Genomic DNA, 25,832 nt, shown 5'->3' with positions numbered 1-25,832 from the left:
GCGAAGGAAACCGCCATGCGCCATCTCAAGACCGTCGGGCTCGGACTGACCGCCGCGCTCGCACTCACGCTGACAGCCTGCGGGCAGGGCTCGGCGACCAAGGAAGCCGCCGCGCCGGAGGGCAAGAGCGTCGTCCGGTACATGAACTTCTCCTCCAACGACGGCCACGAGAAGGACCTGACGGCGATCGTCAACGCCTTCCAGACGGCCAACCCGAACATCACCGTCCAGGTCGAGACGGTTCCGTACGCGGACTACTTCACGAAGCTGCAGACCTCGGTGGCTGGTGGCACCGCGGCCGACGCGTTCGAACTCAACTACGAGAACTTCGTCACGTACGCGAAGAACGGCTCGCTGGCCGAGCTCAAGAACGTCGACACGGCGGCGTACAAGAAGTCGCTGGTGGACGCGTTCAACGACGGCGGCAAGCAGTACGGCGTACCGGAGTCGTTCTCGAACGTCGTGCTGTTCTACAACAAGGCGCTGTTCAAGAAGGCCGGCGTGGCCGAGCCGACCGACGCGTGGACGTGGAAGGACGAGCAGGCGGCCGCGGCGAAGCTGACCGACAAGGGCGCGAAGGTCTGGGGCGACTACCAGCCGGTCTCGTACAACGAGTTCTACAAGGTGCTCGCGCAGAACGGCGGCGAGTTCCTGAACGCCGACCGGACCGAGGCGACCTTCAACTCCCCGCAGGGGGTCGAGGCGGCGAAGTTCCTGATCGACAAGGTCGGCAAGACGATGCCGACCGAGGCCGACGGCGCCGGTACGCCGGACTTCGACTCGAAGCTGTTCAAGTCGGGCAAGCTCGCGATGTGGCACACCGGGATCTGGATGTTCAGCGCGATGGCGCAGGCGCCGTTCGACTGGGACGTCGTGGTCGAGCCGGGCAACACCAAGAAGGCGTCGGCGATGTTCGTGAACGGGCTGGTCGTGTCGGCCGCCTCGAAGAACGCCGACGCGGCACAGAAGTGGGTGACCTTCCTGGCCTCCTCGGACGACACCACCAAGACCCGGCTCGCGACCTCGTGGGAGCTGCCGCCGGTGGCTGACGAGGCGAAGCTCGCGCCGTACCTCGACCAGAAGAAGCCCGCCAACCGCAAGGCTGTGTTCTCCGCGCTCGAGGCGACCGTGCTGCCGCCGGTGATCGAGCGTCAGCAGGAGATGCAGGACCTGGTCACCGCCGAGCTGACCTCTGCCGCGGCCGGTCGCAAGCCGGTCGAGAAGGCGCTTGCGGATGCCCAGACCAAGGTCAACGGCCTGCTGAAGAAGTGAAGGAACCCATGACCGCCGCCCCAGATCTGCAAGAGCTCACCCGGTTGCGTGCGCTGGCCGAGCACAGTCACGCCGTCATCACCCAGCACCAGGATGCCGGCGGCGCCTATCCCGCTTCGCCGACCTTCTCGGCGTACAAGGGGTATGCATGGCTGCGCGACGGATCGTTCACCGCCGAGGGCATCTCCCGGTACGGCGATGTGGCGTCGGCCGACCGCTTCCACGACTGGGTCGACGGCGTACTGCGGCGTCGCCGCGGGCAGGTGGACGACCTGCGCGCGGCGCTCGCCCGGGGTGAGGTGCCGTCGAACGAGGCGATGCTGCCGACGCGGTTCACCTTCGACGGTGAGGACGGGTCGGATCCTTGGTGGGACTTCCAGACCGACGGCTACGGGATGTGGCTGTGGTCGGTGGTCACTCACGCGGCGCGGCACGGGCTGGATCTGGCGCGCTGGCGGGAAGGGATCGATGTTGCGGTCGACTACCTGGTGGCGTTCTGGGACCGGCCTTGTTACGACTGGTGGGAGGAGCACGTCGAGCACCGGCACGTGTCGACGCTCGGCGCGATCCATGGTGGATTGGTTGCTGTCGGCACCTGCTCGTCGTTGCGGTCGGCACCGTGGTCGGCGGCGGCGTTGAAGGTTGCCGCGGACATCCGGTCGCTGGTGACGGCAGAAGGGATCGTCGACGGGCATCTGGTGAAGTGGCTCGGCAGTTCGGCGGTCGACGGTTCGCTGCCGGCCTGCATCGTGCCGTTCGGCCTGGTCTCTCCCGACGACTCACTGGCGGCCATGACACGAGCGGCCGTCGCGAAGGACCTCGACTTCGACGGTGGCGTGCATCGCTTCACCGCCGACGTCTTCTACGGCGGTGGCCAGTGGATCCTGCTCTCCGCCCTCCTCGGCTGGAACCTAGCCGCTGCCGGCGACACAGCTGGTGCGTTGAAGCACCTCCGCTGGATAGCCGACCAGGTGGACGAACACGGCGACCTCCCCGAGCAAGTCCCTCATCACCTCCTCCACCCCGGCTCCCGCAACGAATGGGTAGCCCGCTGGGGACCGGTCGCCAGCCCGCTGCTGTGGTCCCACGGCATGTACCTGATCCTCGCCGACGAACTCGGCTTCACCATCGCTGACTACCTCGAAAGCAAGGACGCCTGATGCTCACCCATCGCCCCCACGGCATAGAACACCCCTACGCCACCTCCCCCGACCAACGCATCCCCGTCCAGCCGTTGACCGGCCAGCAGGTCCACCTCGGCGTAGTCGTCTCCCCCGACATCACCCGGGTGGTCTGCGAGTGGGGCTCCACCGAACTGCATCTCTCGCCGGCCGAGGCGAACGCCGCGGAGGCCGCAGCGCTGGCAGGAGGTGAGGGCCACTTGGCCGAAGCCCAAGCCAGCGCACTCGGTGGCGACGGCGGCTGGTCCGTGGTCACGCCGCCGCTGTCAGAGCCAGTCAAGTACCGCTTCCACGCCTACCGCGAACCGGCGTCAGCCGGCGCCGGAGCGGCGCACAGCCTCGCAGGGCCGACGGGTCCAGGCGTCGGGGGCGAGGCCTCTTCCACCCACACCAACGTCGGGTTGGTTGAGAGCACGGAGTGGTTCGAGGTCTCTCCGGCTAGCTGGAGCGCAACTGGTGGGGAGTTGCGGGGTGGGGGTGATCGGGTCAGTGGGATCGAGTGGCTGACCTCCTCGCAAGGGGTTCACCGGGCTCGGTTCGCCCTGCGCCTGGCGGACGGTGAGCACCTCGTGGGGTTTGGGGAGCGGTATGACGCTCTGGATCAGCGGGGGAAGACGCTGGATGCGGTGGTGTTCGAGCAGTACAAGTCTCAGGGGGTGCATGGGCGGACGTACATGCCGATGCCGTTCGCGCATGTGGTGGGTGGGGACGGGTGGGGGTTTCATGTGCGGACCTCGCGGCGGACCTGGTACTCATCGGAGGGCGACAAGCTGGTTGTCGAGGTGGCTTTGGGTGATGAAGCGGTGGTTGACCTGGGGATCTATGAGGGGTCGGCTGACGTCGTACTGAAGCAGTTCCTGGATGAGGCCGGGCGGGCCGAGGAACTGCCGGAGTGGGTGTTCCGGTTGTGGGCTTCGGGGAACGAGTGGAATACCCAGGAGCTGGTGATGGCCCGGATGGATGCTCATCGGGATCTGGCGATTCCGGTGGGAGCGGTGGTGATCGAGGCCTGGAGCGATGAAGAGGGGATCACCATTTGGCGGGACGCCCGTTATGAGATCAACGCGGATGGGGAGGCACACAGCGCGGCGGACTTCGAGTATCGGGCAGATGGCGCGTGGCCTGATCCGAAGGCGATGATCGATGAGTTGCATGCGCGCGGGATCAAGGTGATTCTGTGGCAGATTCCGTTGCAGAAGACGGAGTTCAGTACGGGTCAGGTGGCGGCCGACGCGGAAGCGATGGTGCGGGAAGGGCACGCAGTACTGGAAGCCGACGGTACGGCGTACCACAACCGTGGCTGGTGGTTCCCCAAGGCGCTGATGCCGGATCTGTCGACCCAGCGCACGCGCGACTGGTGGACGCAGAAGCGGCGGTACCTCGTCGACGATCTCGACGTGGACGGCTTCAAGACCGACGGCGGCGAGCATGCATGGGGGCACGATCTCCAGTACGCCGACGGCAAACGAGGCGACGAAGGCAACAACCTGTTCCCGGTGCACTACGCCCGCGCCTTCGGTGACCTGCTCAGGTCAGTCGGCAAGGCCCCCGTGACGTTCTCTCGCGCCGGCTTCACCGGATCGCAGGCGCACGGCATCTTCTGGGCCGGCGACGAGGACTCGACCTGGGAGGCATTCCGCGCCTCGGTGACTGCTGGGCTGTCCGCGGCGTCCTGCGGAATCGTCTACTGGGGTTGGGATCTGGCCGGCTTCTCCGGACCGGTCCCCGACGCCGAGCTCTATCTACGCGCCGCGGCGGCTTCGGTCTTCATGCCGATCATGCAGTACCACTCGGAGTTCAATCACCACCAGCTCCCCCTCCGCGACCGCACCCCGTGGCACGTCGCCGAAACCACCGGCGACGACCGCATCGTCCCGCTCTTCCGCCGGTACGCCGAACTCCGCGAGCGCCTGGTCCCGTACCTGACCGAACAAGCCGCCCTGACCATCACCACCGACCGCCCGCTCATGCGCCCCCTCTTCTTCGACCACCCCACCGACGAGGAGATCTGGAACCACCCCTACCAGTACCTCCTCGGCAACGACCTCCTCATCAACCCCGTGCTCGACCCGGGTGCCACCACCTGGACCACCTACCTCCCAGCAGGCGACTGGATCGACGCCTGGACAGGCGATCCGGTCCAGCCCGGCCTGGTCACCCGAGACGTCCCGCTGGACCTCGTCCCCGTCTACTGCCGAGCCGACCGCTGGCCAGCCCTCACCCCCATCTTCAGCTAGGCCCCGCGCGACCACTCCGCTGGTCGGACCCCTTCCCGGGACTGGGGCGGATTTTGCCCCCGAATCGGGAGATTTGCCTCCCCGGTCTCGGTGACGATCCTCCCCAACCTCGCGTCGGGCGACCGGCGCTGGGATTGGTTGCTTGGGACAACGGCCGGGGCGCCACGCACACACAACTCGGCAGGCAACCGCTTACCCCGGGCGTGTCGGGGCGACTGGCGAGGGTTGTGCATGCGTGGGGCTCCGAGGACGAGGGTGCCGATTACGCGTGCGGGTCCTGGTCCAGGGTGGTGAGGAGGTCTTTGAGGGTTCCGTAGCCGGGGCAGGCGGGACCGCATTGGTTCTGCCGTTGCAGGGCCAGGTCCTGGTCGAGGTCGTTCTGGCTGGATTGCGAGAGCGTCCAGCCGAGTGGCGCGGACAAGGACGGCTGGGTGCTTTGGCTGATGACGTAGACGAGGTTGGGCAGGTCGCCACGGAGGGTCGCGCAGGCGGATGACTCCGAGCAGAGCTGGGCGGCCGCGGCCGTCCGAGCCTCTCGGAGCAAGGCCCGGTCGTTCGTACCGTCCTCCTTGGCCGAGATGAGTTTGGTTGCTGGAGGCACCAACAGTTCCGGTACGGCCGGCAGATTCGTACCAGGCTTGAAGGTGTTGCCGATGCCGTCGACCGGGTCGTCGTTGCCGACGCTGTAGTCCTTGCCGGTGCCGTTCTCGATGTAGACGACCAGCGGCACGATGACCTCGCCAGTGCCGGCAGTAAGCACCTTGTCGTTGTGCGCCCGGACCAGAGCACCCCACGACGGCGCGAGATCGACGATCGTCCCGATCCCCGTGTTGTCGGTGTACCCACCATCCACCAACTGCGCCGGCTTGAGCTCACCACAGCTGCCGACTACCCCGGACGGCGTCACATACGGGAAGCGAGAGGCCAGCAACCCAGCAGTCAGCGCTTGCGGGTTGCCGAGACAGCCCGCGTCGGAGCGTTCCGCAGTACGGCCGTACGAAGCGAACAGGTCGTAGTCGTGCGCCCCAGCCACCCCGGCTCCACACACCGGCGCGCCATCCGCGGACCGGGCCCCCTCGCTCAGATCCACCTGACTGACCAGCGCCCGGCACCCATTGCGAACAGCCGAGGTAGTCAGAATCAGCTGCCCGGTCATCGCCCCGTCAGCATTCCCGTCGTCCGGCAGGAAGGGCCGACGCAGCTCAGGAACCTTCCGCTCCCAAGCCGTCTCCATCAGCCCGGCCCGGTCCAGCGGCTGGCGCGACGGTGTCCGGTACTCCGCGGCAGCATCGAAACGCAGCCCCACCGTACTGGCTAGCAGATCGCTCGACAGCAACGAGATCGTCGCGGCCCCGAGCGCCTCATGCCCCGCCATCGCCTTGACCGCCGCCAACGGCTTGTCCGTGTACCGCGCAACGGTCAGCCCGAACGCGCCACCACTCGCCCCACCCGAGAACAGCACCGACTTCTTCGCGCACCCAGTGCCCGAGCTACTGAGCGTCTCGAGCGCGGAAGCAGTCCAGTACGTCGCTCTGATGCCACCACCCTCCGCGGCCACCATCATCATCGGCCGCAGACTGAGCCCACCATCCAACGGCACCGTGCATCCCGCCTGAGCCACCCACGCGTCGAACGCCTTCTGCATGGTCGGCCGATCAGGCAGCGCGCCGCTACCCGTCAACGGATGGACCTCGGTCTTGCCGCCGATCAGCGCAGTCGCCACCATCGCGAAGACCAGCAGGCTGATGATCGGCGTCGCACGCATCCGCAACCACTTGGTCTGGAAGACCTCCGGCGGCTGCCGCTCTTGGGCGTAGGCGACGATCACCCCGACCAGAATCACCAGCGTCGCCAGCGCGAGCAGCGTCGACGCCAGTACGCCGAGAGCGTCGGCGAACCGCCGCGGGAACAACCCCAGCAACAGCATCGCGGCACTCGCACCGAGCACGAACCCGACCCGGATCTTGCTCCGCGGCGCCACGTCGACCACGGTCGCACCACTTGGATTCACGCCGGGCGTCGCGATCCGCCCGTACCAGCCGAGCACTCCCGTGGTCTCCGGCTGCCCCCACCTCTTGATTGCCTTGAGCACCGGCCAGGAGACGAGCCAGGTACCGATCGCCAGCACCACACCGGTCACCAGCGCCACCGTCGGATGCACGGCGTACGACGAATCGAACAGACCCACCGCATCGCCTGCCGCCAGCGCGGCGAACGCGCGGACCATCCCCAGACCGCCCAGCGAGACCGCGGTCACCGAGATCATGTCGCCGGCGATCATCACATCGCGCGGGAACCAGCTGCCGACCGGCCGCAACGCCTTCGGATGCACGCCAGGCCTGTCCCGGAGAAGCTGCGACAGCCCCAGCACCAGTAGGGGGATCAGGCAGAACACGATCAGCCGCCGCTTGAACACCTCACCCTGACCGGACACCGCGATCACGACCGCGATGGCCGGCAACAGGATCGGCCCGATCAGCCAGAGCATCAAGTTGTGCCGGCGTTTGTCCCCGTTCTGGTTGTAGAAGGGCCATTCGTGGTCCTCACCGCGGACCCGCCGGACGGCCCAGTCGGCGCGGAGCCGGCCGAGCAGGAAGATCGCGGGCAGCAGCACCGCGTAGTACAGGAAGGCGGCGATGAGCGCCTGGCCGACGCCGGTGCCGTTGTCGAGCCATCTGCGCTGGACGTCCGGCAGCTGGTCGAGGACGTCGGTACCGGGCACGATCGCGAGCAGGCCGAGTGGCAGGAACGCGAGCAGGCTGAAGCGCTGGATCCACAGTGCGCGGCGGATCCGCGGTACGGCTGCCTTGATCGTCGACCAGTGGTCGCGGACCAGGAGGAAGAGCACGGCAAGGAACGCCAGCCATTTCAGTGTCGTGACCACTGCCAGGATGACCGCGGACGCGGCCGGCACACAGTCGCCCGCGCCGCATCGCCGGCTTCCCAGCCAGTACATGAGGAGGTCTTCCACCACGTCGATTCCGGCTAGTACCAGCACCGGGCCGGTGGCGATGAAGCGTCGCAGTGCCGGCACATAGATGGCGATGAAGACGAGGTCGAGCACCAGGTAGATCGCCAGCAAGGGCAACCAGTCGTCCAGTTGTTCGCCGGTGAGCTTGTCGTGCCAGCCGCCGTACTGCTTCAGGGCCAGCGGTCCGCTCATCCCGTTGAAGGCCCACGACGAGCCGCCCTCGGCGAGGAACCCCGCCGCCAGCAGGCTGATCTCGTTCATCGCCAGCCAGACCGCCGTCAGCCCGGCCAGAATCGCCCCCACCCACCGGAAATCAGCAGGCTCCGGCGCCTCCTCCACCACTGCCTGCGCCACAGGTTCCCCCACCACCGCGACCATTGCCCATTCGCCCCCACAGCTCAGCGGTCGTTACGTGCAGTTACATTGCTACACACTCCGCTGTCACCGACAAGGGCTCGGGCTATAAAGTTCCCCGACAGCCGGCTTGGGCCTCACCGTCAGCCCATCGACCATCTGTTGGTCGGTGGGCTTCTGTGCGACCGCAACAGCGCCGGACTGCACACCGCCTACGGCAAAGGTCTCGAACAGGTTCGACACCACCATCACGCGGCCGGCCGCGGTCCTGGACGCCTTGCCCTTGGTGCGACTGGGTCGCATATGATGCCTGGGTGACGTTGACCCTGAGAGCCGCGGTCGCAGCAGACGGACCGGTGCTCACGCAGCTGACGAGGACCTCCGCGGCGTACGGCGGTGACTACCGGGCGGTGATCGTGGAGCAGACGATCGACGCCGCCTACCTGGCGGACAACCCGGCCCGGGTAGCTGAGGACGACCGCGGCGTCGCCGGCTTCTACACGCTGTTGATCCCCGGCCTCGGCGGACCTGGCGAGGGCGAGCTGGACTACCTGTTCGTCGCCGACGACCGGCAGGGATCCGGGATCGGGCGGATGCTGATGGACGATCTGCGGACCGAGGCCGCGGCGCTCGGACTCCGGCGGATCCACATCGTGTCCCATCCGCCGGCCGAAGGGTTCTACCTCGCGATGGGCGCCACCCGGGTGGGCCTGCTGCCGCCGCGTGGCCGGGTGAGTTGGGCACGGCCGCGGCTGCTACTGGAACTACCGTGAGCAGCACAGGGAAGGTAGCTACGAGCGAGAGGTTGATCCGTGACTGATCCGATGGCGCTGGAGAACAGTTACGGCGCGCACAACTACCATCCGTTGCCGGTGACCGTCGCGACCGCGGAGGGTGTCTGGATCACCGACACGTCGGGTGAGCGGTACCTGGACTGTCTGGCCGGCTACTCGGCGCTCAACTTCGGGCATCGGCATCCGGCGCTGATCGCTGCGGCAGTCGAGCAACTCGGGCGGGTGACGTTGACGAGTCGCGCGTTTCACCATGACCAGCTCGGCCCGTTCTGTGCCGAACTGGCCGCATTGTCCGGTAAGGACGCGGTCCTTCCGATGAACTCGGGCGCCGAGGCGGTCGAGACGGCGCTCAAGCTGGCCCGCCGCTGGGGGTACCTGGTCAAGGGCGTGCCGGACGGGCAGGCGACCATTATCGTTGCTGATGGCAACTTCCATGGGCGGACGATCAGCATCATCAGCTTCTCCGGCGACGCCGAGGCGCACGACAGCTTCGGGCCGTACACGCCTGGCTTCCGCTCGGTCCCGTACGGCGACGCGGCCGCGCTGGAGGCGGCCATCGACGAGACGACCGTCGCCGTGCTGATCGAGCCGGTGCAGGGTGAGGCCGGCGTCGTCGTGCCGCCGGACGGGTACCTGGCGGCGGTTCGCTCGGCATGCAGCCGACACGAGGTATTGATGATGGCGGATGAGATTCAGTCCGGGCTGGGGCGGGCGGGGGCGACCTTCGCCAGCTCGCGGGCCGGCGTCGTGCCTGATGTGTACGTGCTCGGGAAGGCGCTCGGTGGCGGGATCATGCCGTTGTCGGCTGTCGTTGCCGACCGGCCGGTGATGGACGTGATCACGCCTGGGACGCATGGAAGTACGTTCGGCGGCAACCCGCTGGCGGTGGCGATCGGGCGGGCCGTGATCAAGCTGCTCGAGCCGGGTGAGTTGCAGGCACACGCGCTGGCGATGGAGCCGGAGTTGCGCGAGCGATTGGAGCCGTTGCGGGCGCAGGGGCTGGTCGGCCTACGGGTGCACGGATTGTGGGCCGGGCTGGATCTTGATCCGGCGCTGGGGACCGGCCGGGAGCTGTGCGAGAAGCTGGCGGAGTACGGCGTACTGGCGAAGGACACCCATGGCTCGACCATCCGGTTGTCGCCGCCGCTGGTGATCACGACCGACGAGCTGGACTGGATGACCGAGCGACTGTCGCTCGCACTCAAGGCGCTCGCGAGCTGAGATGGGTGGGCAGATGATCGAGGTACGGCAGGCTACGGCGGCTGATGGTGAGGGGGTCGGGGTCGTGCATGCGGCCTCGTGGGAGGCGGCTTACTCGCCGTTCTTCGACGAAGCGTTCGCGGCGGAGCAGATCAAGTCCCGGCTGGACCGCTGGCATGAGCGGGTCGCTTCGCCGGAAGGACTGGTGCTGGTCGCGGCCGTCGACGGGCGCGTCCTGGCCTTCTCCTGGTCGGTACCGTCGCCGAGCCGGCCGGGCTTCGCCGAGATCAACAGCTTCTACGGGCACCCGGACGGCTGGGGCACCGGCGTGGCGGGAGCGTTGATGAGCGAGACGCTGCGCCGGCTGCGAGCCGACGGTTTCGGCCGCGTCCACCTGTGGACCCTGCGCGACACACCCCAGTCCCGCCGCTTCTACACGAAATCGGGCTTCACGGAGACCGGCGAGACCACCACCCGCGACTTCGGCGACGGCGAGCCGATCGATCAGGTCGAGTACGAGATCCGCACCTCGACGACCACCTCACCCAGGTCGACGAACACCCCCGGCTGACCCTCGTCCCACTCCGACCGCGCCGTCTGCTCCTCCCACTCCGAGCGCGGGATCGCTGCGAGTCCACCGCTGCACCGCCCCCGGACCGTCATCAGATTGACCGCCCGCCCAGGCCCCGCGACCAGCTCCACCGCGACCTTCGCCTCACCACGGAACTCGACCGCCGTACCCCGCGCCACCGCCCGGCGCTCCCCGTCGATGCTCAGCACCACGTCGACCAGCGGCAGAAACACCCGATCAAGCCCCGAGAAGTCCGAGAAAGCCGCATCCACCTCCAGGTCCGCAACACTGAGCCGCCACCCACCCGGATCATCGACGAGCTGCCGGGTAGCCCCGGCCCCGTTGCGCCAAGCGACGGCCTGGACGGCATCAGGACTCAGGACGCGGGAGGTCATGGGCCACAGATTATCGGCGCGGCCCCGGTCCGCTCGTAACCTGCGCGTCTTCTCCGGTTACCCCAGATGAAACATGCCCCTCCTACCTTGGGGTCCGCCTACCTTGAGGGTCCATGTCAGCCGCATGAGGCGGTGAGCCGATGTACGAGCACGTCGACCCGTTCATCGGGACCGGCGCCACCGACCTGCCTACGCCGAAGGGCCTGGCAGCGACCTGGTGGTGGCCCAAGCCGCAGACCGGCAACACCCACCCGGGGGCCATGCACCCGTTCGGGATGGTGTCGGCCTGCCCGTACTCCGGGGCCTACCCGACCGGTTACGGCCTGTATGACTTCAACACCGAGGGTGTGCCCGACCAGCTGTACGACCGCCCGGTCGCCTCCGGCTTCACCCATTTCCAGCAGTCCGGCACCGGCGCGATCCGCAAGTACTACAACTACTTCCGGGTCACGCCCATGCTGGGCCCGCTCGACGACCTGGGCACCACATGGGACCTGCTGGACGAGGTGGCCGAGCCCGGGTACTACGCGGCGACGCTGAGCTCGGGGGTGCACTGTGAGGTGACGGTCGGTCCCAAATCGGCCGTCCACCGGTACACCTTTCCGGCCAATGACGCCGCCCGGATCGTCATCGACGCCTCGACCGGCGGCCTGGCCATCCCGCACAGCCGAACCGTGCCGTTGAAGGCGCATCTGGCGATGCTCGAGCCTGGGGTGGCTCAAGGGGAGATCCACGTCGAGGGTGTGCCGCTGGCCGTGCACCTGGAGGTCGACGCCCCCGGCTGGCGGCAGCTGCTCTGGTACGACCGGCGCCTGATGCCCGGGGGCACCCGCCTCGACTTCGACTACATCCGGCCGACCACGCTGCGGCCGTTCGGGCTGATGTTCATGGGTCCCTCGCGGGCCGAACAGACCATCGAGGTGCGGCTGGGGTTCTCCCTGCGCGGGTGTGAGAAGGCCCGGGAGAACCTGCACACGGACGTCGGCCGATCCCAGGCCACGTTCGCCGGACGGCGCGACCAGACGGCGGCCAGCTGGCGCGACCACCTCGGCAAGGTCGAGATCATGGCGGAGTCCGATGACCAGGCGACGGTCTTCGGCACCGCGCTCTACCACTCGCTGGTCAAGCCGTGTTTCGCCCCGGACGAGAGCCCGTCGTGGACGACCGAAGGCCCGTACGCGTTCGACATCTGCACCATGTGGGACATCTACCGGACCCAGCTGCCGCTGATGACCACCCTGTTCCCGCAGCGTTCGGTCGCGCTGGCCGGCGCGCTGCTGTCGATCGCCGAGCAGGAGGGCAACCTGCCGATCGGCTACCGGATGGCCAAGGGCGCCGACCGGTTCTCCCGCCAGGGCAGCGCTCTGGCGCACACCTTCTTCGCCGACCTGTGCCAGCTGGACCTGCCCGGTATCGACTGGGACTGGGCGATGGTGCACCTGGAGATGGACCTGCGCAGGACCTACGGCGAGGACTATCTGGTGCATGGTGTTGCGCACCCGATCAGCCACACCCTGGACCTGGCGTACGCCTACCACTGCACCGCTGCCATCGCCCACAAACTCCGGGACCGGACGCTGGCCAAGCAGATGCGCGACCTCGCCCAGGGCTGGCGGGCAGCGTACGACCCGGGCACCGGCCTGCTGCGCGACTCGACCTTCTACGAGGGCGGCCGGTGGAACTACTCCTTCCGGCTGCTGCACGACATGCGGGCCCGGATCGCGCTGGCCGGCGGCGACGAGGCTTTCATCGGGCTGCTCGACCGGTTCTTCGGGTACGACGCCGCACCGGTCACCCAGCCTGGCGTACGGCCGAGCGTGGCCGAGATGGACGCCGGGTACGCCCTGCGCCGGTTCGAGGGACTGAACAACGAACCGGACTACGAGTCACCGTGGTCCTATCACTACGCGGGACGGCCGGACCGAACCGCCGAGGTGGTGCACGCTGCCGTCGCGAATCAGTTCGGCACCGGCCGGGGTGGGTTGCCGGGCAACGACGACTCTGGCGGGCTGTCTGCCTGGTATGTGTGGGCGACGCTCGGGCTGTTCCCGGTCGCCGGGCAGAACCTGTTCCTGGTGAGTGCGCCGGCCGTGGCGGAATCCACGATCCGGCTGCCGGAGGGCGACCTGTCGATCACCACCACCGGGTTCGAGCCGGTCGAGCCAGGCGGACCGGTCTCCTACGTCCAGTCCATCGCGGTGAACGGCAGGGCACTCGAACGCCCCTGGGTCTCCGGCCGCGAACTGCGCCGCATCCGCAACCTGCACATCGAGCTGGGCCCACGGCCATCCGGCTGGGGCGCCAAGATCAGACCACCATCCACATCCGACCCGCTGCACACCGCTGGAGGTGAGGCATGAGCATCGACGACACGCCTGTCCCGTCCGCACCCAACCGCCGTCTGGTCATCGTCGTCCGCGCCGACCCGGTGATCTGCGGGCACTCCGGTGAGGCACGGTGCCTCGCGGAGGTGGCGCTCACCCGCGGCTTCGACGACGTACGGATCGTGACTTGGCCGCTGGACGCGCTCGAGGCGGCCGGGCTGCCGATGAAACCACTCGACCGCGTGCTGCCGTACAGCCCCGGTATCACCGTGGAGCGACCCGATCCCGTCGGCGACTACCGCGTTCCGGACGGACGCTACCTGTCCGGACTCATCGGGCGGCTGGTCGAGCTGTTCAGCGACGGGGTGCCCACGGTGGCGATGTCGTTGTACCTGAGCCCGCACGCGATCGCCGTCCAGGAGGCCGTCCAGGTGGCGCGCCGGATCGGGCCTGCCCGGGTCACCACGGTGGCCGAGGCAGTGGGCTCCGACATCACCAACGTGGTGCGCGAATGCGTGACCACCGGCCGGTTCGGGGCGGCCGCGCACATCCTGTCGGTCTACCTGGAGGCCGACCACTGCGTGGCCGTTTCGCAGTACACCAAGGATCTGATCGTGGCCTCGGCGGCGACCCTCGACGGCATGCACGGCACGACGTTCGCGCAGCGGTGCCGGGAGCGGATCGCCATCTCCTACCCGGCCGTCGATTCCTGGGCCTACCTCTCTCTCACCGACGACACCGTCACCGAGACACTCGCCCGGCGCGGCCTTTCGCGGGACGGGTACGTGCTGTTCCTGTCCCGGATCGCGTCGGCGAAGGGGATCGACGATCTGATCGACGCGTACGCCGGGTCGCGGTCGGCCGAGCGGGTGCGACTGGTGCTGGCCGGGCGCGGGCCGCACGAGGCCGAAGTGGTCGCGCGGGTGGCGGCCGCGGGCCTCGGCGAGCGGGTGCAGGTGCTGACCGACGTGGACGATGCGGAGAAGCCGGCCCTGATGGCCGGCAGCGCGGCATTCGTGCTGCCGACCCGCGAGCAGCCCGAGTTCGTCGAGACGTTCGGGATCGCACTGGTCGAGAAGGCGCTCGCCGGCGGCGGTCCGATCATCACCTGCGCGACCGGCGGCGTACCCGAGGCGGTCGGTGACACGGCCCTGCTCGTACCGCAGCGCGACCCGGCCACGCTGCGGACCGTGCTCGACGAGGTCGTCTGCGACTGGACCCCCGAACAGCGAGCGGCAGCCGAACAGCAAGCCCGGGCGTACGCCCTGCAGTTCGACCGGGTCGCGGTCTTCGACCGCCTCTTCACCCTCGCCGAGCCGCCGGCCGCCCACGTCGCCTGAGCGCCTTCCGACACTCGGAAGTGGTCAGTGGGCGGGGGCGTGGCCTACAGTGAACATATGAAGAGTTCTGCAGATGTGCAAGCTCCTGCCGCGATCGACAGCTGCAATGTCCGGCTGGTCGATCCGGAGCGGGTGGCGGCCGTCCACGCCAGGATGCCTTCTGAAGCCGATGTCGTCGACACGGCTGACGTGTTCGGGCTGCTTGGTGATCCGCGCCGGCTGAAGTTGCTGGTGGCGTTGCTGGACGGGGAGTTGTGCGTCTGCGACCTCGCCGCAGTGACGGGGATGAGTGAGTCCGCTACCTCGCACGCACTGCGCTTGCTGCGGGCGCACCGGGTGGTCTCGGTACGCCGGGACGGCCGGATGGCGTACTACCGGCTGGACGATGCCCACGTCCGCATGCTCGTCGACCTCGCCGTCGCCCACACCGAACACACCGACGCCATTCACCCGGAGCGCACCCAATGAGCGCCGACCACGGCAAGGCGGAGGGGCTCGTGGCGGAGCACGGTACGGCGCCGGGTAAGGCTGCGGGACACGGCCACGGGCATGGGCATGGGGTCAGTGCTGATGCGGATCGGAAGTTGTTGGGTGGGGCTCTGGCGCTGATTTTGGCGTTCATGGCGGCTGAGGTGATTGTGGGGTTTGCGGCTGGGTCGCTGGCACTGATCACCGACGCGGCGCACATGCTCACCGACGCGGCGGCGATCGCGCTGGCGCTGATTGCCATTCGGCTGTCGGCGCGGCCGCCGGCGGGCGGGTACACGTACGGGCTCAAGCGGGTCGAGATCCTGTCGGCGCAGGCCAACGGGATCACGCTGCTGCTGCTCGCCGCGTTCTTCGTGTACGAATCGGTCAACCGGATGATCCACCCGCCGGAGGTCCAGGGCGCGCTCGTCCTGATCACCGGCGTCGTCGGCATCGTGGTCAACCTGATCGCCACCTGGCTGATCAGCAAGGCGAACCGCTCCAGCCTGAACGTCGAAGGCGCGTTCCAGCACATCCTCAACGACCTGTTCGCCTTCGTCGCGACCGCGATCGCCGGGCTCGTCGTCCTGCTCACCGGCTTCGCCCGCGCGGACGCGATCGCCGCCTTGATCGTCGCCGCGCTGATGCTGAAGGCGGGCATTGGGCTGGTTCGCGACTCCGGGCGGATCTTCCTCGAGGCTGCCCCGGCAGGCATCGACCCGGCTGTTGTGGGCGCCGAGCTGTGCGCAGTACCGGGTGTGGTCGAGGTGCACGACCTGCACGTCTGGGAGATCACGTCGGGCGAGCCGGCCGCGTCGGCGCACATCCTGGTCAGCGAAGGGCTCGACTGCCACCTGATCCGCAGCCAGATCGAGACGCTGCTCGCCGACCGGCATCACCTGACCCACTCGACGCTCCAGGTCGACCACGCGTCAGGCGACGTACATGATGCTCACTGCAGCGACGCGCACGGCGTCGTCCATCGGCCGGTCGAGATCACAGGCGCTGGAACAGCACCTGACCAGGCCATACCGAGTCACTGACCGGTACGCCGAAAGGCTCCGCGCGAGTGAACCCCTGCTTCTCGTAGTACCGGATCAAAGCCCCGTCGCCACCGCCGAAGCAGTCGACGCGAAGCAGTTCGACGCCAAGACCGCGTGCGAGCATCCGCGCATGGTCGAGCAGATCCGTACCGATGCCACTGCCCTGCAACGCGCGATCCGTCACCAGCAGGCGGATGTACAACTCCGGCTCGGTCGCCGGCGGGACATACGACAACGCGTCGCCCACGGCCAGCGCGCCCACCACCTGTCCGTCGTGCTCGGCCACCCAGAACCCGTCGCCGGCCGCGAAATCCTCGATCTGTGCGATCCGCCGCGGGTTGGTCGAATGCGCCTCGGTCCCCCACTGATCGGTCCGCCCGGCCGCGACCAACCACTCCGTCGCCTTGTCGAGCAACCCGAGCACCGCCGGTACGTCGTCCAGCTCCCCGCGCCGAATACTCAATGAAGTCACACATCCATCCTCGCACTGGGCGGAAGCGAGCTACCCGAGGCCGAGTCGGTAGGCGTAGGCAACCGCTTGAGCTCGGTCGCGCAGGCCGGCCTTCGCGAAGAGATGGTTGATGTGGGTCTTGACCGTTGCCTCGCTGACCACCAGGCGGCGGGCGATCTCCGTGTTCGACAGGCCGGCCGCGATCAGCCGCAATACGTCGAGCTCGCGCGGGGTGAGGCCGTCCGACTCCTGCGGCACCGGCACGGCGGTCGTTGCCTCGATCAACCGTCGCTGCACCTCGCCGTCGATGATCGACTGCCCCGCCGCGGCCGCATGCAACGCCCGGCCGATCGACTCCGCGTCGGCGTCCTTCGTGAGAAACCCTCGCGCACCGGCCTTCAAAGCCCCGAGCACCGAATCGTCATCGCTGTAGGTCGTCAGAACGACCACCTCGGTCCCCGGATACTCCGTCCGCACCCGCCGAGTCGCCTCAACCCCGTCACACCGCGGCATCCGCAGATCCACCAGCAAAACGTCCGGCTTGTACTCCGCAACGAGCTCAACCGCCTCCACCCCGTCCGACCCAGCGGCGACGACATCAATCCCCGGCAACAACCGCAACAACGTCACCAGCCCATCCCGCACCACCGTCTGATCATCGGCAACGACAACCCGCAGATCACTCATCCCGGTATCACCAGCTCAACTCGCCATCCGTCGTCGGTCGGTCCGACCTCGAGGGTGCCGCCGATCAGCTCGGCGCGTTCGCGCATCCCGAGCAAACCGTAGCCGCCGCTGACGGCGCGGACCGGCGGCTTGCCGGGGTGGTCGTCGACCGTGAGGACGGTGCGGGCGTCGGCGTACCGGAGTACGACCTCGATCGGCGCTCCGGGCGCATGCTTGCGGGTGTTCGTCAGCGCCTCTTGCAACGCGCGATAAAGCGCCGCCATCGCCTCGGGCCGAAGCTCGCGTGACTGCCCCTCGATGTCGAAGGTTGCCTCGCTCCCCACCTCCAACCTGTACGCCGTCACGAGATCGGCCATCGCCCTAGCGTCGGGCACCGAATCCTCCCGCAACGTCGCCACCGCTCGACGGGCCTCGGCCAACCCATCAGCCGCCAGCCCTTGCGCCCGGGTCACCTGCTCGATCGCCTCCTCCGACGCACCATCCCGCACCAGCATCAGCCGCGTGCCTTGCAGATTGAGCGACAACCCGGCCAGCGAATGCGCCAGTACGTCATGCACGTCGCGAGCGATCCTTGCCCGCTCGGCCAACGCGGCCGCCCGGCTGTGCTCCTCGATCGCCGCCTGCTTGCGGGCGAGCGACACCTGCAGCTCGTCCAACTGCTCTTCGCGGGCGCGACGATTGGTGGAGGCCAGCAGCAGGGCGATAACGCCGACCGCGATACCGATCGCGCCGCTCAGCGAACCCGTCGCCGCGAAGGACGGCAGGCTGGCGCCGGCGATGCCGAGCAAGATGACAACCGTCTCGCCACGCCCTGGCCGGTGATACCTCACGGCGGCCCGGACCGCCCAGAACGGCAGGACGATCAGCACGCTGTTCGGCAGGGCGTACCAGAGCAGCGATCCCACCACCACGAACACCAGGAGTCCGGCGGTGCGTTCGGTCGATTTCTCGTCGAACCGGATGATCACGAAGGCGCCGACGACGATGATCGCCGCCAGTACCAAGATGAGGGCCCAGGGCAACTTCCGGTCCTCGGGCGAATCCCAGGCGACGGCCACCGCCACGATCACCAGCACCGCCGGAACCAGCCGCAGCAACGTAGTGAAGCCGGGTGATCTCCAGATGTCGACGGCCGCCTGCCGGCCGGCAGAAAGCAACCGCGGCACCGTCCTCGAGGTGCCGCGGCGATCCGCCTGGGGCCCCCGCGTGCCCGCAGGGCGTTCGGGGGTCGATCGGGCCGGGACGGTCATGGGCAACATCATGCCCGTTCGGCTGCCAGTGGGATGTGCAGGCGCTGGGCGCGGAGGTAGACGGCGACGTTCTGGGCCGCGATGCTCAGGCCGAAGGTCAGCAGAAGGGCCGCGGTGGTGAGGGAACCGTTGAGGCCCATCGCCGCACCGGCGAAGCCGGCGCCGACGCGGATGCCGATGGTCAGCAGCCACAGTCCCAAGGTCGCGGCGGTGCCCTTCTGGTGCAGGCCGCCGTCGCGGACCGTCAGCTTGGTGCTGGCGCCACGGGCGAAGCCGATCAGGATCAGCACGGCGACGTCGAAGACGAAGAAGGCCAGCTCGCCGGGCGAGGCGGTGGTGAAAGCGTCGCGGGCCGACAGCAGACCGACGATCACGAGGACCAGCGGCATCACCACCAGCGACCGCTGGGTCACCATCGAGCCAAGCAGCTGACGGCCCATCACGCGGACCACGACCAGGATCCCGATCAGGATGCCCAGCAGGAGGTTGACCGACATTGCACTGTCCTTCCGACGATGGCCGGTGGGTTCCGGCGCCCTTCTGGATGACACTTTCTGGATGTCTCCAGAGTCGTCGGAATCGGTCGCTGGTACGTCGGTCCTCAGGTGTGACCCGGATGGATCTCCGCTCTCAACCCTTGGGTTGAGACGGCCGCCCGTTGGTGCCCCGAGGTGGGGTCGGGCCGACCGGGTTGGGTCGCCCTACCCCTTGCGGCTGCGGTAGGCGGCGGAGGCCATTCGGTCGTTGCAGAGTTCGCAGCAGTAGCGGCGGCGGTTGGCCTTGGTGCGGTCGACGTAGACGCACCGGCAGGGGTCGCCGGCGCAGGTCCGGAGCCGGTCGGCGGCTCCATCCGCGACTGCCCGGGCCAAGGCATCGGCTGCTGACACGGCCAGTCGCGCGACGGCGTCGCCGCCACCTGTCGCCGCAAGGCGCGGGCCGGGGACCAGGCGTGGCGTTGCGCCGTACCGGGTGAAGATTTCGTTGAGTACGCCGTACTGCGCGTCGCTCTCCGCCTCGGCGAAGACCCGGTAGAGGCGGTCGCGCACGCCGCGCACCGGCTCGAGGTCGGCGTCGGTGAGCCCGGGATCGGCCAGCTCGTGACGGGCAGCGATGCGGGTGACGAGCGGGATGGTCAGCTGGTCGGGCGGGTCCTCGAGCAGGTCGTACGTGTTGCAGAGGTCCAGCACGAACCCCAGCCAGGGGTCGGTCGCCGGCACGCTGCTCATTCCGCACATCCTCCACCGTCTTGACCGTCCGGCCCAGCCGCTCTACGGTCGTCAGTTGTTAATAGAGTTTATCAACTGATGGATTGGGAGGGGTAAGCGATGAGAAGACTCGCGGTGGCGACGATGATCGGGGCCTTGCTGCTGGGGGTGGCAGCGGCCGGGGCGTCGTCGGCGGTGACTGATTCGAGCAAGCCGCAGCCGGTGGTGGTGACGGACATCCAGATCCCGGTGCACGGGCAGGCGCCGGTCACGGCGTACCTGGTCAGGCCGGTGGCGAAGAAGCATCAGCAGCTGGCGGGGGCGCTCTACCTGCACTGGTTCGAGCCGCCGAGCTCGACGCAGAACCGGACCGAGTTCCTGTCCGAGGCGATCGCGCTGGCGAGCAAGGGCGCGGTCGCGATCCTGCCGCTGCTCACGTTCCCGTGGGCCGGCGATCCGATCGGCGACAAGACGGATCGAGTGAAGGTGACGGATCAGCTCGCGGCGGTCGAGGCGGCGTACCAGGCACTGCTTGCCCAGGATGGGGTCGACTCACGGCGTACTGCCGTCATCGGGCACGACTACGGCGCGATGTATGCGTCACTGATCGGCAAACGCGCCCACGCGATGGTCTTCATGGCGGGCGACGCCACCTGGGCCAACTGGTTCGACACCTACTGGCTGGGGCTCGAGCCCGACCAGGCCGTTGCCTACCGCAAGGTCTTCGCCGGCCTCGATCCGGTCGACAATATCGCGCGCGCTCACGACGTCTACTTCCAATGGGCCGGCCGCGACATCTTCGTCACGCCGGAGGTACGGGCCGCCTTCAGCGCGGCGAAGCCGGGCGCGAAGGTCAGCCTCTACGAGAAGTCCGACCACTTCCTCACCCAGCAGGCCAAGGACGACCGGCTGGCCTGGGTCGGCGCCAAGCTCGGCCTGCGCTGATGGCGGGTTTCCGACATGTCGTAGCAGGCAGTCGGCCCAGCCCCTACCGTGACTAAAAGAAAGGTCCTTGCGTATTAGATCGGAGTGGCCATGAACCGACGGCTCGGCAGTTTGCTCGCGGGTGCCATCACTACGGGGTTACTCCTGACCGGGGCCGGAGTGGTGGCGGTCCAAGCCGGCCAGTCGGCTCAGGCCGCGGTGCAGGCGGCTTGTACTGCGCCCGCGTGGGCCGAGGGAGTTGCCTATGCCGTCGGCGCCCAGGTGACCTACCAGAACAGGACGTACCAGGCCCGGCAGGCGCACACCGCGCCGCCGGGCTCTGGCTGGAACCCGGTCGCGGCTGCCTCCCTGTGGCTCGACCTCGGCGCCTGTGATGGCGCGCCGCCGACCACTCCCCCGACCACGCCACCCACAACGCCGCCTACCACCCCTCCCACGACACCTCCGACCACTCCGCCGACGACGCCACCCACCACCCCGCCTACTACGCCGCCGCCTGGGTCGACGACCTGCCCGGTGAAGTCGCGGCCGGCCGGGAAGGTGCTGCACGGCTACTGGGAGAACTGGGACGGCTCGTCCAACGGCGTCCACCCGCCGTTCGGCTGGACGCCGATCACCGACTCACGGATCGCGCAGCACGGGTACAACGTGATCAACGCGGCGTTCCCGGTGATCCTGTCCGACGGCACGGTGAAGTGGGAAGACGGCATGGACGCGGGCGTGAAGGTCGCCACCCCGGCTGAGATGTGCGCGGCGAAGGCTGCCGGGCAGACGATCCTGATGTCGATCGGTGGCGCTGCCGCCGGGATCGACCTGAGCTCGTCGGCCGTCGCCGACAAGTTCGTGGCGACCGTGGTGCCGCTGCTGAAGAAGTACAACTTCGACGGCATCGACATCGACATCGAGACCGGCCTCACCGGCAGCGGCAACATCAGCCAGCTCTCCACCTCGCAGGCCAACCTGATCCGGATCATCGACGGGGTGCTCGCGCAGATGCCGTCGAACTTCGGGCTGACGATGGCGCCGGAGACGGCGTACGTGACCGGCGGCAGCGTCACCTACGGGTCGATCTGGGGTTCGTACCTGCCGATCATCAAGAAGTACGCCGACAACGGCCGGCTGTGGTGGCTGAACATGCAGTACTACAACGGCAGCATGTACGGCTGCTCGGGCGACTCGTACTCCGCGGGAACCGTGCAGGGCTTCGTCGCCCAGACCACCTGCCTCAACACCGGGCTGGTCGTTCAGGGCGTGACGATCCGCGTGCCGTACGACAAGCAGGTGCCTGGGCTGCCGGCGCAGAACGGCGCGGGTGGCGGGTACATGGCTCCGTCGCTGGTATCGCAGTCGTGGAACAGCTTCAACGGGCAGCTCAAGGGTCTGATGACCTGGTCGATCAACTGGGACGGCTCGAAGAACTGGACCTTCGGCGACAACGTGAAGTCTCTCCAAGGTCGCTGAGGTTTGGTGAGGGCCCGCGCCTCTGGTCGGCGCGGGCCCTCTGTGTGTCTTCGGCCAGGCGAGTGACACCTTCACTTTCGGCCAGGCGAGTGACACCTTCATTTTGGGCTAGGCGAGTGACACCAACTCGAGGTAGTCGTCGGTCCAGAGGTCCTCGGTGGCGTCCGGCAGGATGAGGACCCGGTCCGGCCTCAACGCCTCTATCGCACCCTCGTCGTGGGTGACCATGATGATGGCGCCGGGGTAGTTGCTGACAGCACCTAACACTTCGCCGCGGGACGCCGGGTCCAGGTTGTTGGTCGGTTCGTCGAGGAGCAGGACGTTGGCACCCGAGTGGACCAGGCCGGCCAGCGCCAGCCGGGTCTTCTCGCCGCCGGACAGTACGCCGGCAGGCTTGTCCGCGTCGTCCCCGGTGAAGAGGAACGAGCCGAGGACGTTGCGGACCTCGCCGTCGGTCAGGGCGGGTGCGACTGTCGAGAGGTTCTGCCGGACCGTACTGGCCAGGTCGAGCGTGTCGTGCTCCTGCGCGAAGTAGCCGAGTCGCAGCCCATGACCGTGCACCACCTGGCCGCTGTCGGGTTGTTCCCGGCCGGCCAGGATGCGGAGCAGGGTCGTCTTGCCCGCGCCGTTGAGGCCGAGGATGACCAGTCGGCTGCCGCGATCGACGGCCAGGTCGACACCGTTGAGCACCTGCAATGCGCCGTACGACTTGGTCAGCCCGCTGGCCGTGAGTGGGGTGCGGCCGGAGGGGACCGGGTCGGGTAGGCGGATTTTGGCTACTCGGGCTGTACGGCGTACCGGCTCGAGGTCGGTGAGGAGCTTCTCGGCGCGCCTGGCCATGTTCTTGGCGGCCATCGCGGTCGATGCGCCGGCGCGCATCTTGTCGGCTTGGGCGTTGAGGACAGCGGCTTTGCGCTCGGCGGTGTGGCGTTCGCGGGTACGACGGCGTTCGTCGAGCTCCAACTGGGTGAGGTACTTCTTCCAGCCGGTGTTGTGGATGTCGATCGTCGTCCGGTGCGGGTCGAGGTGGAACACGCGGTTGACCGTCGCGGCGAGCAGGTCGCGGTCGTGGCTGATCACGACGAGCCCTCCGGAGTACCCGAGCAGAAACGACCGGAGCCACCCCACCGAGTCAGCATCCAGGTGGTTGGTCGGCTCATCCAGCAACAAGGTCTCGTGCTCAGCGAACAAAACCCGAGCCAACTCAACCCGCCGCCGCTGCCCACCCGACAGTTCCCCGACCGGCTGCTCGAGCGCCCGCGTCGGCAACCCAACCCCAGCCGCCAACCGCGCCGCCTCACCCTCCGCCGCATACCCACCGGCCGTCTGAAACTGCGCCTCGGCACGCGCGTACGCCGCCATTGCCCGCTCCTGCTCCTCGCCGGTAGCGGTGCTCATGGCGACTTCAGCCTTCCGCAACCTCTGCACCACAAGGTCCAGCCCCCGAGCAGACAAAATGCGCGCGGTCACACTGACCGCGGGATCGGCCGCCCGCGGATCCTGCGGCAAATACCCCACCGACCCAGTGGCCGCAATCGTCCCCGCCGCCGGCCGATCCTCCCCGGCCAGCACCTTCATCAACGACGTCTTACCGGCCCCATTACGCCCGACCAGACCGACCCGATCCCCCGGACTGACATGAAACGAAAGGCCGGCCAGCAACAACTGCGCCCCGACACGAATATCCACACCGCGAACGGTGATCATGATGACTACTTTCTGTGATGACTACTGGACAGACTCCTGGCGTGAAAGCGAGTCCGCAGCTAGACACAGAGGCAAGTAGCCATGCCTCCAGAGTAGGTCGCACTCCGGCATACGTCAGCCGATTTTCCCCTTGGCGATCGCTCAGCAATGCGTCACCGGCGACAACATCACCGCCGGGGAACCGGCGGCCTCAGCCTCATCTCGGCCGAACCGTTCGACCACAAATCGCCGACAACTCGCCCCCAGGGAAACCCATCTTCGAGCCCCCAGACCTGACCTGCTCGAAGCCACCGCCATCAACCAGCGCACGGTCCTCCTCCGCTACAACCCGAGTAGCGCCCCACCGCCCCATCCGAATCGACCGACGCCAACCACCCACCAAGGCCTCAAACCGCCGACGTCGGCGTGATGCTCGACTGGCACCGGCAGACCCAAGCCCAGACCGCGTCGCCCGGGCCTGTCACCCCGCGGGCCGAGAACGTCCACTTCGTCGCGGTCCCACCGATGTCGGCGCGATTCACCGTCCAGCAAGCGATCTTCGAGAGTTGCCCACGGGCCGTCAGTGAGTCGGTCACCCCCAACCTGTCCACCTCACCGTCGGGAACCAACTGACCGAGCACCTGCGCGGGCACGCGTGGACACAACTGTCACCTCAGGCTCGGGCTGGGGCTCAGGCTCGGGCTCAGGCTCAGGCTCAGGCTCAGGCTCAGGCTCAGGCTCAGGCTCAGGCTCGGGCTCGGGCTCGGGCACGGGCACGGGCTCGGGCACGGGCTCGCGCTCAGGCCCGGGCTCGGGCTCGGGCTCGGGCTCGGGCTCGGGCTCGGGCACGGGCACGGGCTCGGGCACGGGCTCGCGCTCAGGCCCGGGCTCGGGCTCGGGCTCGGGCTCGGGCTCGGGCTCGGGCTCGGGCTCGGGCTGGGGCACGGGCTCGCGCTCAGGCCCGGGCTCGGGCTCGGGCTCAGGCCCGGGCTCGGGCTCGGGCTCAGGCACGGGCTCGGGCACGGCTCGGGCACGGCTCGGGCATGGGAACGGCACACCAGACGCCGGCCGTCGCGAGCACGCCTGCCTCGGTGCCCAGACCACCCTCTGCATTGCGTTGGGCGATACCGGACCGACCCGCAAAGACCTGCCAGCCGGCCGAGACCAAGCGAGCAGCATTGTCTTGCCTGCACCTTTCGGGCCTCGGCGCGCTGGACCTGGCCCGACATCAAGCCACCGCACCCCCGGGCCTGTCACCCCACGGGTCGAGAACGGCTGCTTCTTCGGGCGTGGTCCACGGAGCAGCGCTGAGTCCATCGCGTGTGGGGATAGTCGTCTGCTCGGCCTCGCGGTCGGGCTCGGGCTCGGGCTCGCGCTCGCGCTCGGGTCCGGAGCTGGAGCTGGAGCGCGAGGTTCCTGGGCTCTTGGGGTTGTCGCACCACGGGTCGAGCGCTGCTGTCTCCTCGGTGGTGATCCAGGCGGCATCGCCGTCGTAGGGCCAGTTCGCTCCCGGTACATGAGCAGAACCCGAGGTCGTCACGGTAGCTACGGGCTGGATGGGTGTATTTGCTGGCATGGGATCGGTACTTCCACCCACCACCGCATCAGCCAATGACCCCCAGGGGTCGGCATCCGTCGCCGGTGTTCGGCTGTCCGTCGCCCCCGGTGATCGGCCGTCCGTGCCGGATTGTGCTCGACCGTCCGCGCCGGATGATGGCCGGGCATCCGCGCCGGATTGTGCTCGACCGTCCATGGCGGATGGTGCCCGGCTGTCCGTGCCGGATGGTGGCAGGCCGTCCGTGCCGGATGGTGCTCGACCGTCTATAGCGGATGGTGCTCGGCTGTCCGTGTCGGATGGTGGCTGGGTGTCCGTGGTGGATGGTGGCGGTAAGGGGGCGGTGGTGGTCGCTGTGGGTGGTCGGTCAGCTGTTGTGATCGATGGCGGCCAGGGGGTAGTGGCCGTCGGCGCGGGTGCGGTGGCGGGGGTGGTGGTGGGC

General features: G+C 68.3%; 22 protein-coding genes. 12 read left to right on the top strand and 10 right to left on the bottom strand.

Going from position 1 to position 25,832, the window contains the following annotated elements; all coding sequences use genetic code 11:
- Positions 1-15 precede the first annotated feature (15 nt).
- The 3 genes from ABD116_RS23410 to ABD116_RS23400 are packed head-to-tail and all read left to right on the top strand — an operon-like array spanning position 16 to position 4,690.
- Positions 16-1,272 carry an ABC transporter substrate-binding protein gene (locus ABD116_RS23410; RefSeq protein WP_343974024.1) on the top strand — a complete coding sequence of 419 codons (1,257 nt, stop codon included), beginning with the start codon at positions 16-18 and terminating at the stop codon, positions 1,270-1,272.
- Positions 1,273-1,280: 8 nt separating this feature from the next.
- Positions 1,281-2,432, top strand: coding sequence for a glycoside hydrolase family 15 protein (locus tag ABD116_RS23405; protein ID WP_343974021.1), 1,152 nt, complete (start codon positions 1,281-1,283; stop codon positions 2,430-2,432).
- The gene (locus tag ABD116_RS23400) at positions 2,432-4,690 is read left to right on the top strand and encodes a glycoside hydrolase family 31 protein (RefSeq protein ID WP_343974018.1); all 2,259 of its coding nucleotides are present in this window, start codon (positions 2,432-2,434) and stop codon (positions 4,688-4,690) included. The genes ABD116_RS23405 and ABD116_RS23400 overlap by 1 nt, the downstream gene beginning before the upstream one ends.
- Before the next feature lie 262 nt (positions 4,691-4,952).
- Here the strand turns inward: ABD116_RS23400 and ABD116_RS23395 are convergent, their stop codons facing one another.
- On the bottom strand, positions 4,953-8,027 hold the full coding sequence (locus ABD116_RS23395; protein ID WP_343974015.1) for a hypothetical protein: 3,075 nt from the start codon (positions 8,025-8,027) through the stop codon (positions 4,953-4,955).
- Positions 8,028-8,329: 302 nt separating this feature from the next.
- Here ABD116_RS23395 and ABD116_RS23390 point away from each other — a divergent pair, with 302 nt between their 5' ends.
- The 3 genes from ABD116_RS23390 to ABD116_RS23380 are packed head-to-tail and all read left to right on the top strand — an operon-like array spanning position 8,330 to position 10,580.
- Positions 8,330-8,788 carry a GNAT family N-acetyltransferase gene (locus tag ABD116_RS23390; RefSeq protein WP_343974012.1) on the top strand — a complete coding sequence of 153 codons (459 nt, stop codon included), beginning with the start codon at positions 8,330-8,332 and terminating at the stop codon, positions 8,786-8,788.
- Between the two features lie 51 nt (positions 8,789-8,839).
- Complete coding sequence (gene rocD, locus ABD116_RS23385) at positions 8,840-10,030, top strand: ornithine--oxo-acid transaminase (RefSeq protein ID WP_343974413.1); 1,191 nt, start codon at positions 8,840-8,842, stop codon at positions 10,028-10,030.
- 13 nt (positions 10,031-10,043) lie between these two features.
- On the top strand, positions 10,044-10,580 hold the full coding sequence (locus ABD116_RS23380; RefSeq protein ID WP_343974009.1) for a GNAT family N-acetyltransferase: 537 nt from the start codon (positions 10,044-10,046) through the stop codon (positions 10,578-10,580).
- Here ABD116_RS23380 and ABD116_RS23375 read toward each other — a convergent pair.
- On the bottom strand, positions 10,514-10,975 hold the full coding sequence (locus tag ABD116_RS23375; protein ID WP_343974005.1) for a HutD family protein: 462 nt from the start codon (positions 10,973-10,975) through the stop codon (positions 10,514-10,516). The two genes, ABD116_RS23380 and ABD116_RS23375, sit on opposite strands and share 67 nt — an antisense overlap.
- A gap of 140 nt (positions 10,976-11,115) precedes the next feature.
- Here ABD116_RS23375 and ABD116_RS23370 point away from each other — a divergent pair, with 140 nt between their 5' ends.
- The 4 genes from ABD116_RS23370 to ABD116_RS23355 are packed head-to-tail and all read left to right on the top strand — an operon-like array spanning position 11,116 to position 16,150.
- Entirely contained in the window at positions 11,116-13,335 is a 2,220-nt protein-coding gene (locus tag ABD116_RS23370) for a glycoside hydrolase domain-containing protein (protein ID WP_343974002.1), read from the top strand.
- Positions 13,332-14,639, top strand: a complete 1,308-nt coding sequence (locus ABD116_RS23365; protein WP_343973999.1) for a glycosyltransferase — start codon at positions 13,332-13,334, stop codon at positions 14,637-14,639. The genes ABD116_RS23370 and ABD116_RS23365 overlap by 4 nt, the downstream gene beginning before the upstream one ends.
- Positions 14,640-14,696: 57 nt before the next feature.
- Complete coding sequence (locus ABD116_RS23360) at positions 14,697-15,107, top strand: ArsR/SmtB family transcription factor (protein WP_343973996.1); 411 nt, start codon at positions 14,697-14,699, stop codon at positions 15,105-15,107.
- Entirely contained in the window at positions 15,104-16,150 is a 1,047-nt protein-coding gene (locus tag ABD116_RS23355; RefSeq protein WP_343973993.1) for a cation diffusion facilitator family transporter, read from the top strand. The genes ABD116_RS23360 and ABD116_RS23355 overlap by 4 nt, the downstream gene beginning before the upstream one ends.
- On the opposite strand, the gene ABD116_RS23350 is transcribed toward ABD116_RS23355, so the two are convergent.
- The 5 genes from ABD116_RS23350 to ABD116_RS23330 all read right to left on the bottom strand — a co-directional run bounded on the left by ABD116_RS23350 (position 16,104) and on the right by ABD116_RS23330 (position 19,764).
- Positions 16,104-16,622, bottom strand: coding sequence for a GNAT family N-acetyltransferase (locus ABD116_RS23350; RefSeq protein WP_343973990.1), 519 nt, complete (start codon positions 16,620-16,622; stop codon positions 16,104-16,106). The two genes, ABD116_RS23355 and ABD116_RS23350, sit on opposite strands and share 47 nt — an antisense overlap.
- A gap of 30 nt (positions 16,623-16,652) precedes the next feature.
- On the bottom strand, positions 16,653-17,288 hold the full coding sequence (locus tag ABD116_RS23345; protein ID WP_343973987.1) for a response regulator: 636 nt from the start codon (positions 17,286-17,288) through the stop codon (positions 16,653-16,655).
- Positions 17,285-18,538, bottom strand: a complete 1,254-nt coding sequence (locus ABD116_RS23340; protein WP_343973984.1) for a sensor histidine kinase — start codon at positions 18,536-18,538, stop codon at positions 17,285-17,287. The genes ABD116_RS23345 and ABD116_RS23340 overlap by 4 nt, the downstream gene beginning before the upstream one ends.
- A gap of 8 nt (positions 18,539-18,546) precedes the next feature.
- Entirely contained in the window at positions 18,547-19,035 is a 489-nt protein-coding gene (locus tag ABD116_RS23335) for a hypothetical protein (protein WP_343973981.1), read from the bottom strand.
- Positions 19,036-19,239: 204 nt separating this feature from the next.
- Entirely contained in the window at positions 19,240-19,764 is a 525-nt protein-coding gene (locus ABD116_RS23330) for a CGNR zinc finger domain-containing protein (RefSeq protein ID WP_343973978.1), read from the bottom strand.
- Between the two features lie 99 nt (positions 19,765-19,863).
- Here ABD116_RS23330 and ABD116_RS23325 point away from each other — a divergent pair, with 99 nt between their 5' ends.
- Together ABD116_RS23325 and ABD116_RS23320 are read left to right on the top strand one after the other, a co-directional pair.
- Positions 19,864-20,688 (top strand): alpha/beta hydrolase family protein, encoded by an 825-nt coding sequence (locus ABD116_RS23325; RefSeq protein ID WP_343973975.1) that lies wholly within the window; start codon positions 19,864-19,866, stop codon positions 20,686-20,688.
- Positions 20,689-20,778: 90 nt separating this feature from the next.
- Complete coding sequence (locus tag ABD116_RS23320; protein ID WP_343973972.1) at positions 20,779-22,149, top strand: carbohydrate-binding protein; 1,371 nt, start codon at positions 20,779-20,781, stop codon at positions 22,147-22,149.
- A 108-nt stretch (positions 22,150-22,257) separates the two neighbouring features.
- Here the strand turns inward: ABD116_RS23320 and ABD116_RS23315 are convergent, their stop codons facing one another.
- From ABD116_RS23315 to ABD116_RS23305, 3 genes are all read right to left on the bottom strand, one after another.
- Positions 22,258-23,856, bottom strand: coding sequence for an ABC-F family ATP-binding cassette domain-containing protein (locus ABD116_RS23315; RefSeq protein ID WP_343973969.1), 1,599 nt, complete (start codon positions 23,854-23,856; stop codon positions 22,258-22,260).
- A 386-nt stretch (positions 23,857-24,242) separates the two neighbouring features.
- Complete coding sequence (locus ABD116_RS23310) at positions 24,243-24,488, bottom strand: hypothetical protein (RefSeq protein ID WP_343973966.1); 246 nt, start codon at positions 24,486-24,488, stop codon at positions 24,243-24,245.
- Positions 24,489-25,063: 575 nt separating this feature from the next.
- On the bottom strand, positions 25,064-25,375 hold the full coding sequence (locus tag ABD116_RS23305; RefSeq protein ID WP_343973963.1) for a hypothetical protein: 312 nt from the start codon (positions 25,373-25,375) through the stop codon (positions 25,064-25,066).
- Between the last annotated feature and the right edge of the window lie 457 nt (positions 25,376-25,832).

It is taken from the genome of Kribbella koreensis (genome assembly GCF_039525325.1).
Classification (GTDB): domain Bacteria; phylum Actinomycetota; class Actinomycetes; order Propionibacteriales; family Kribbellaceae; genus Kribbella; species Kribbella koreensis.
Note: the sequence above shows the minus strand (reverse complement) of the source record. Positions and strands in the feature narration are given on the sequence as shown.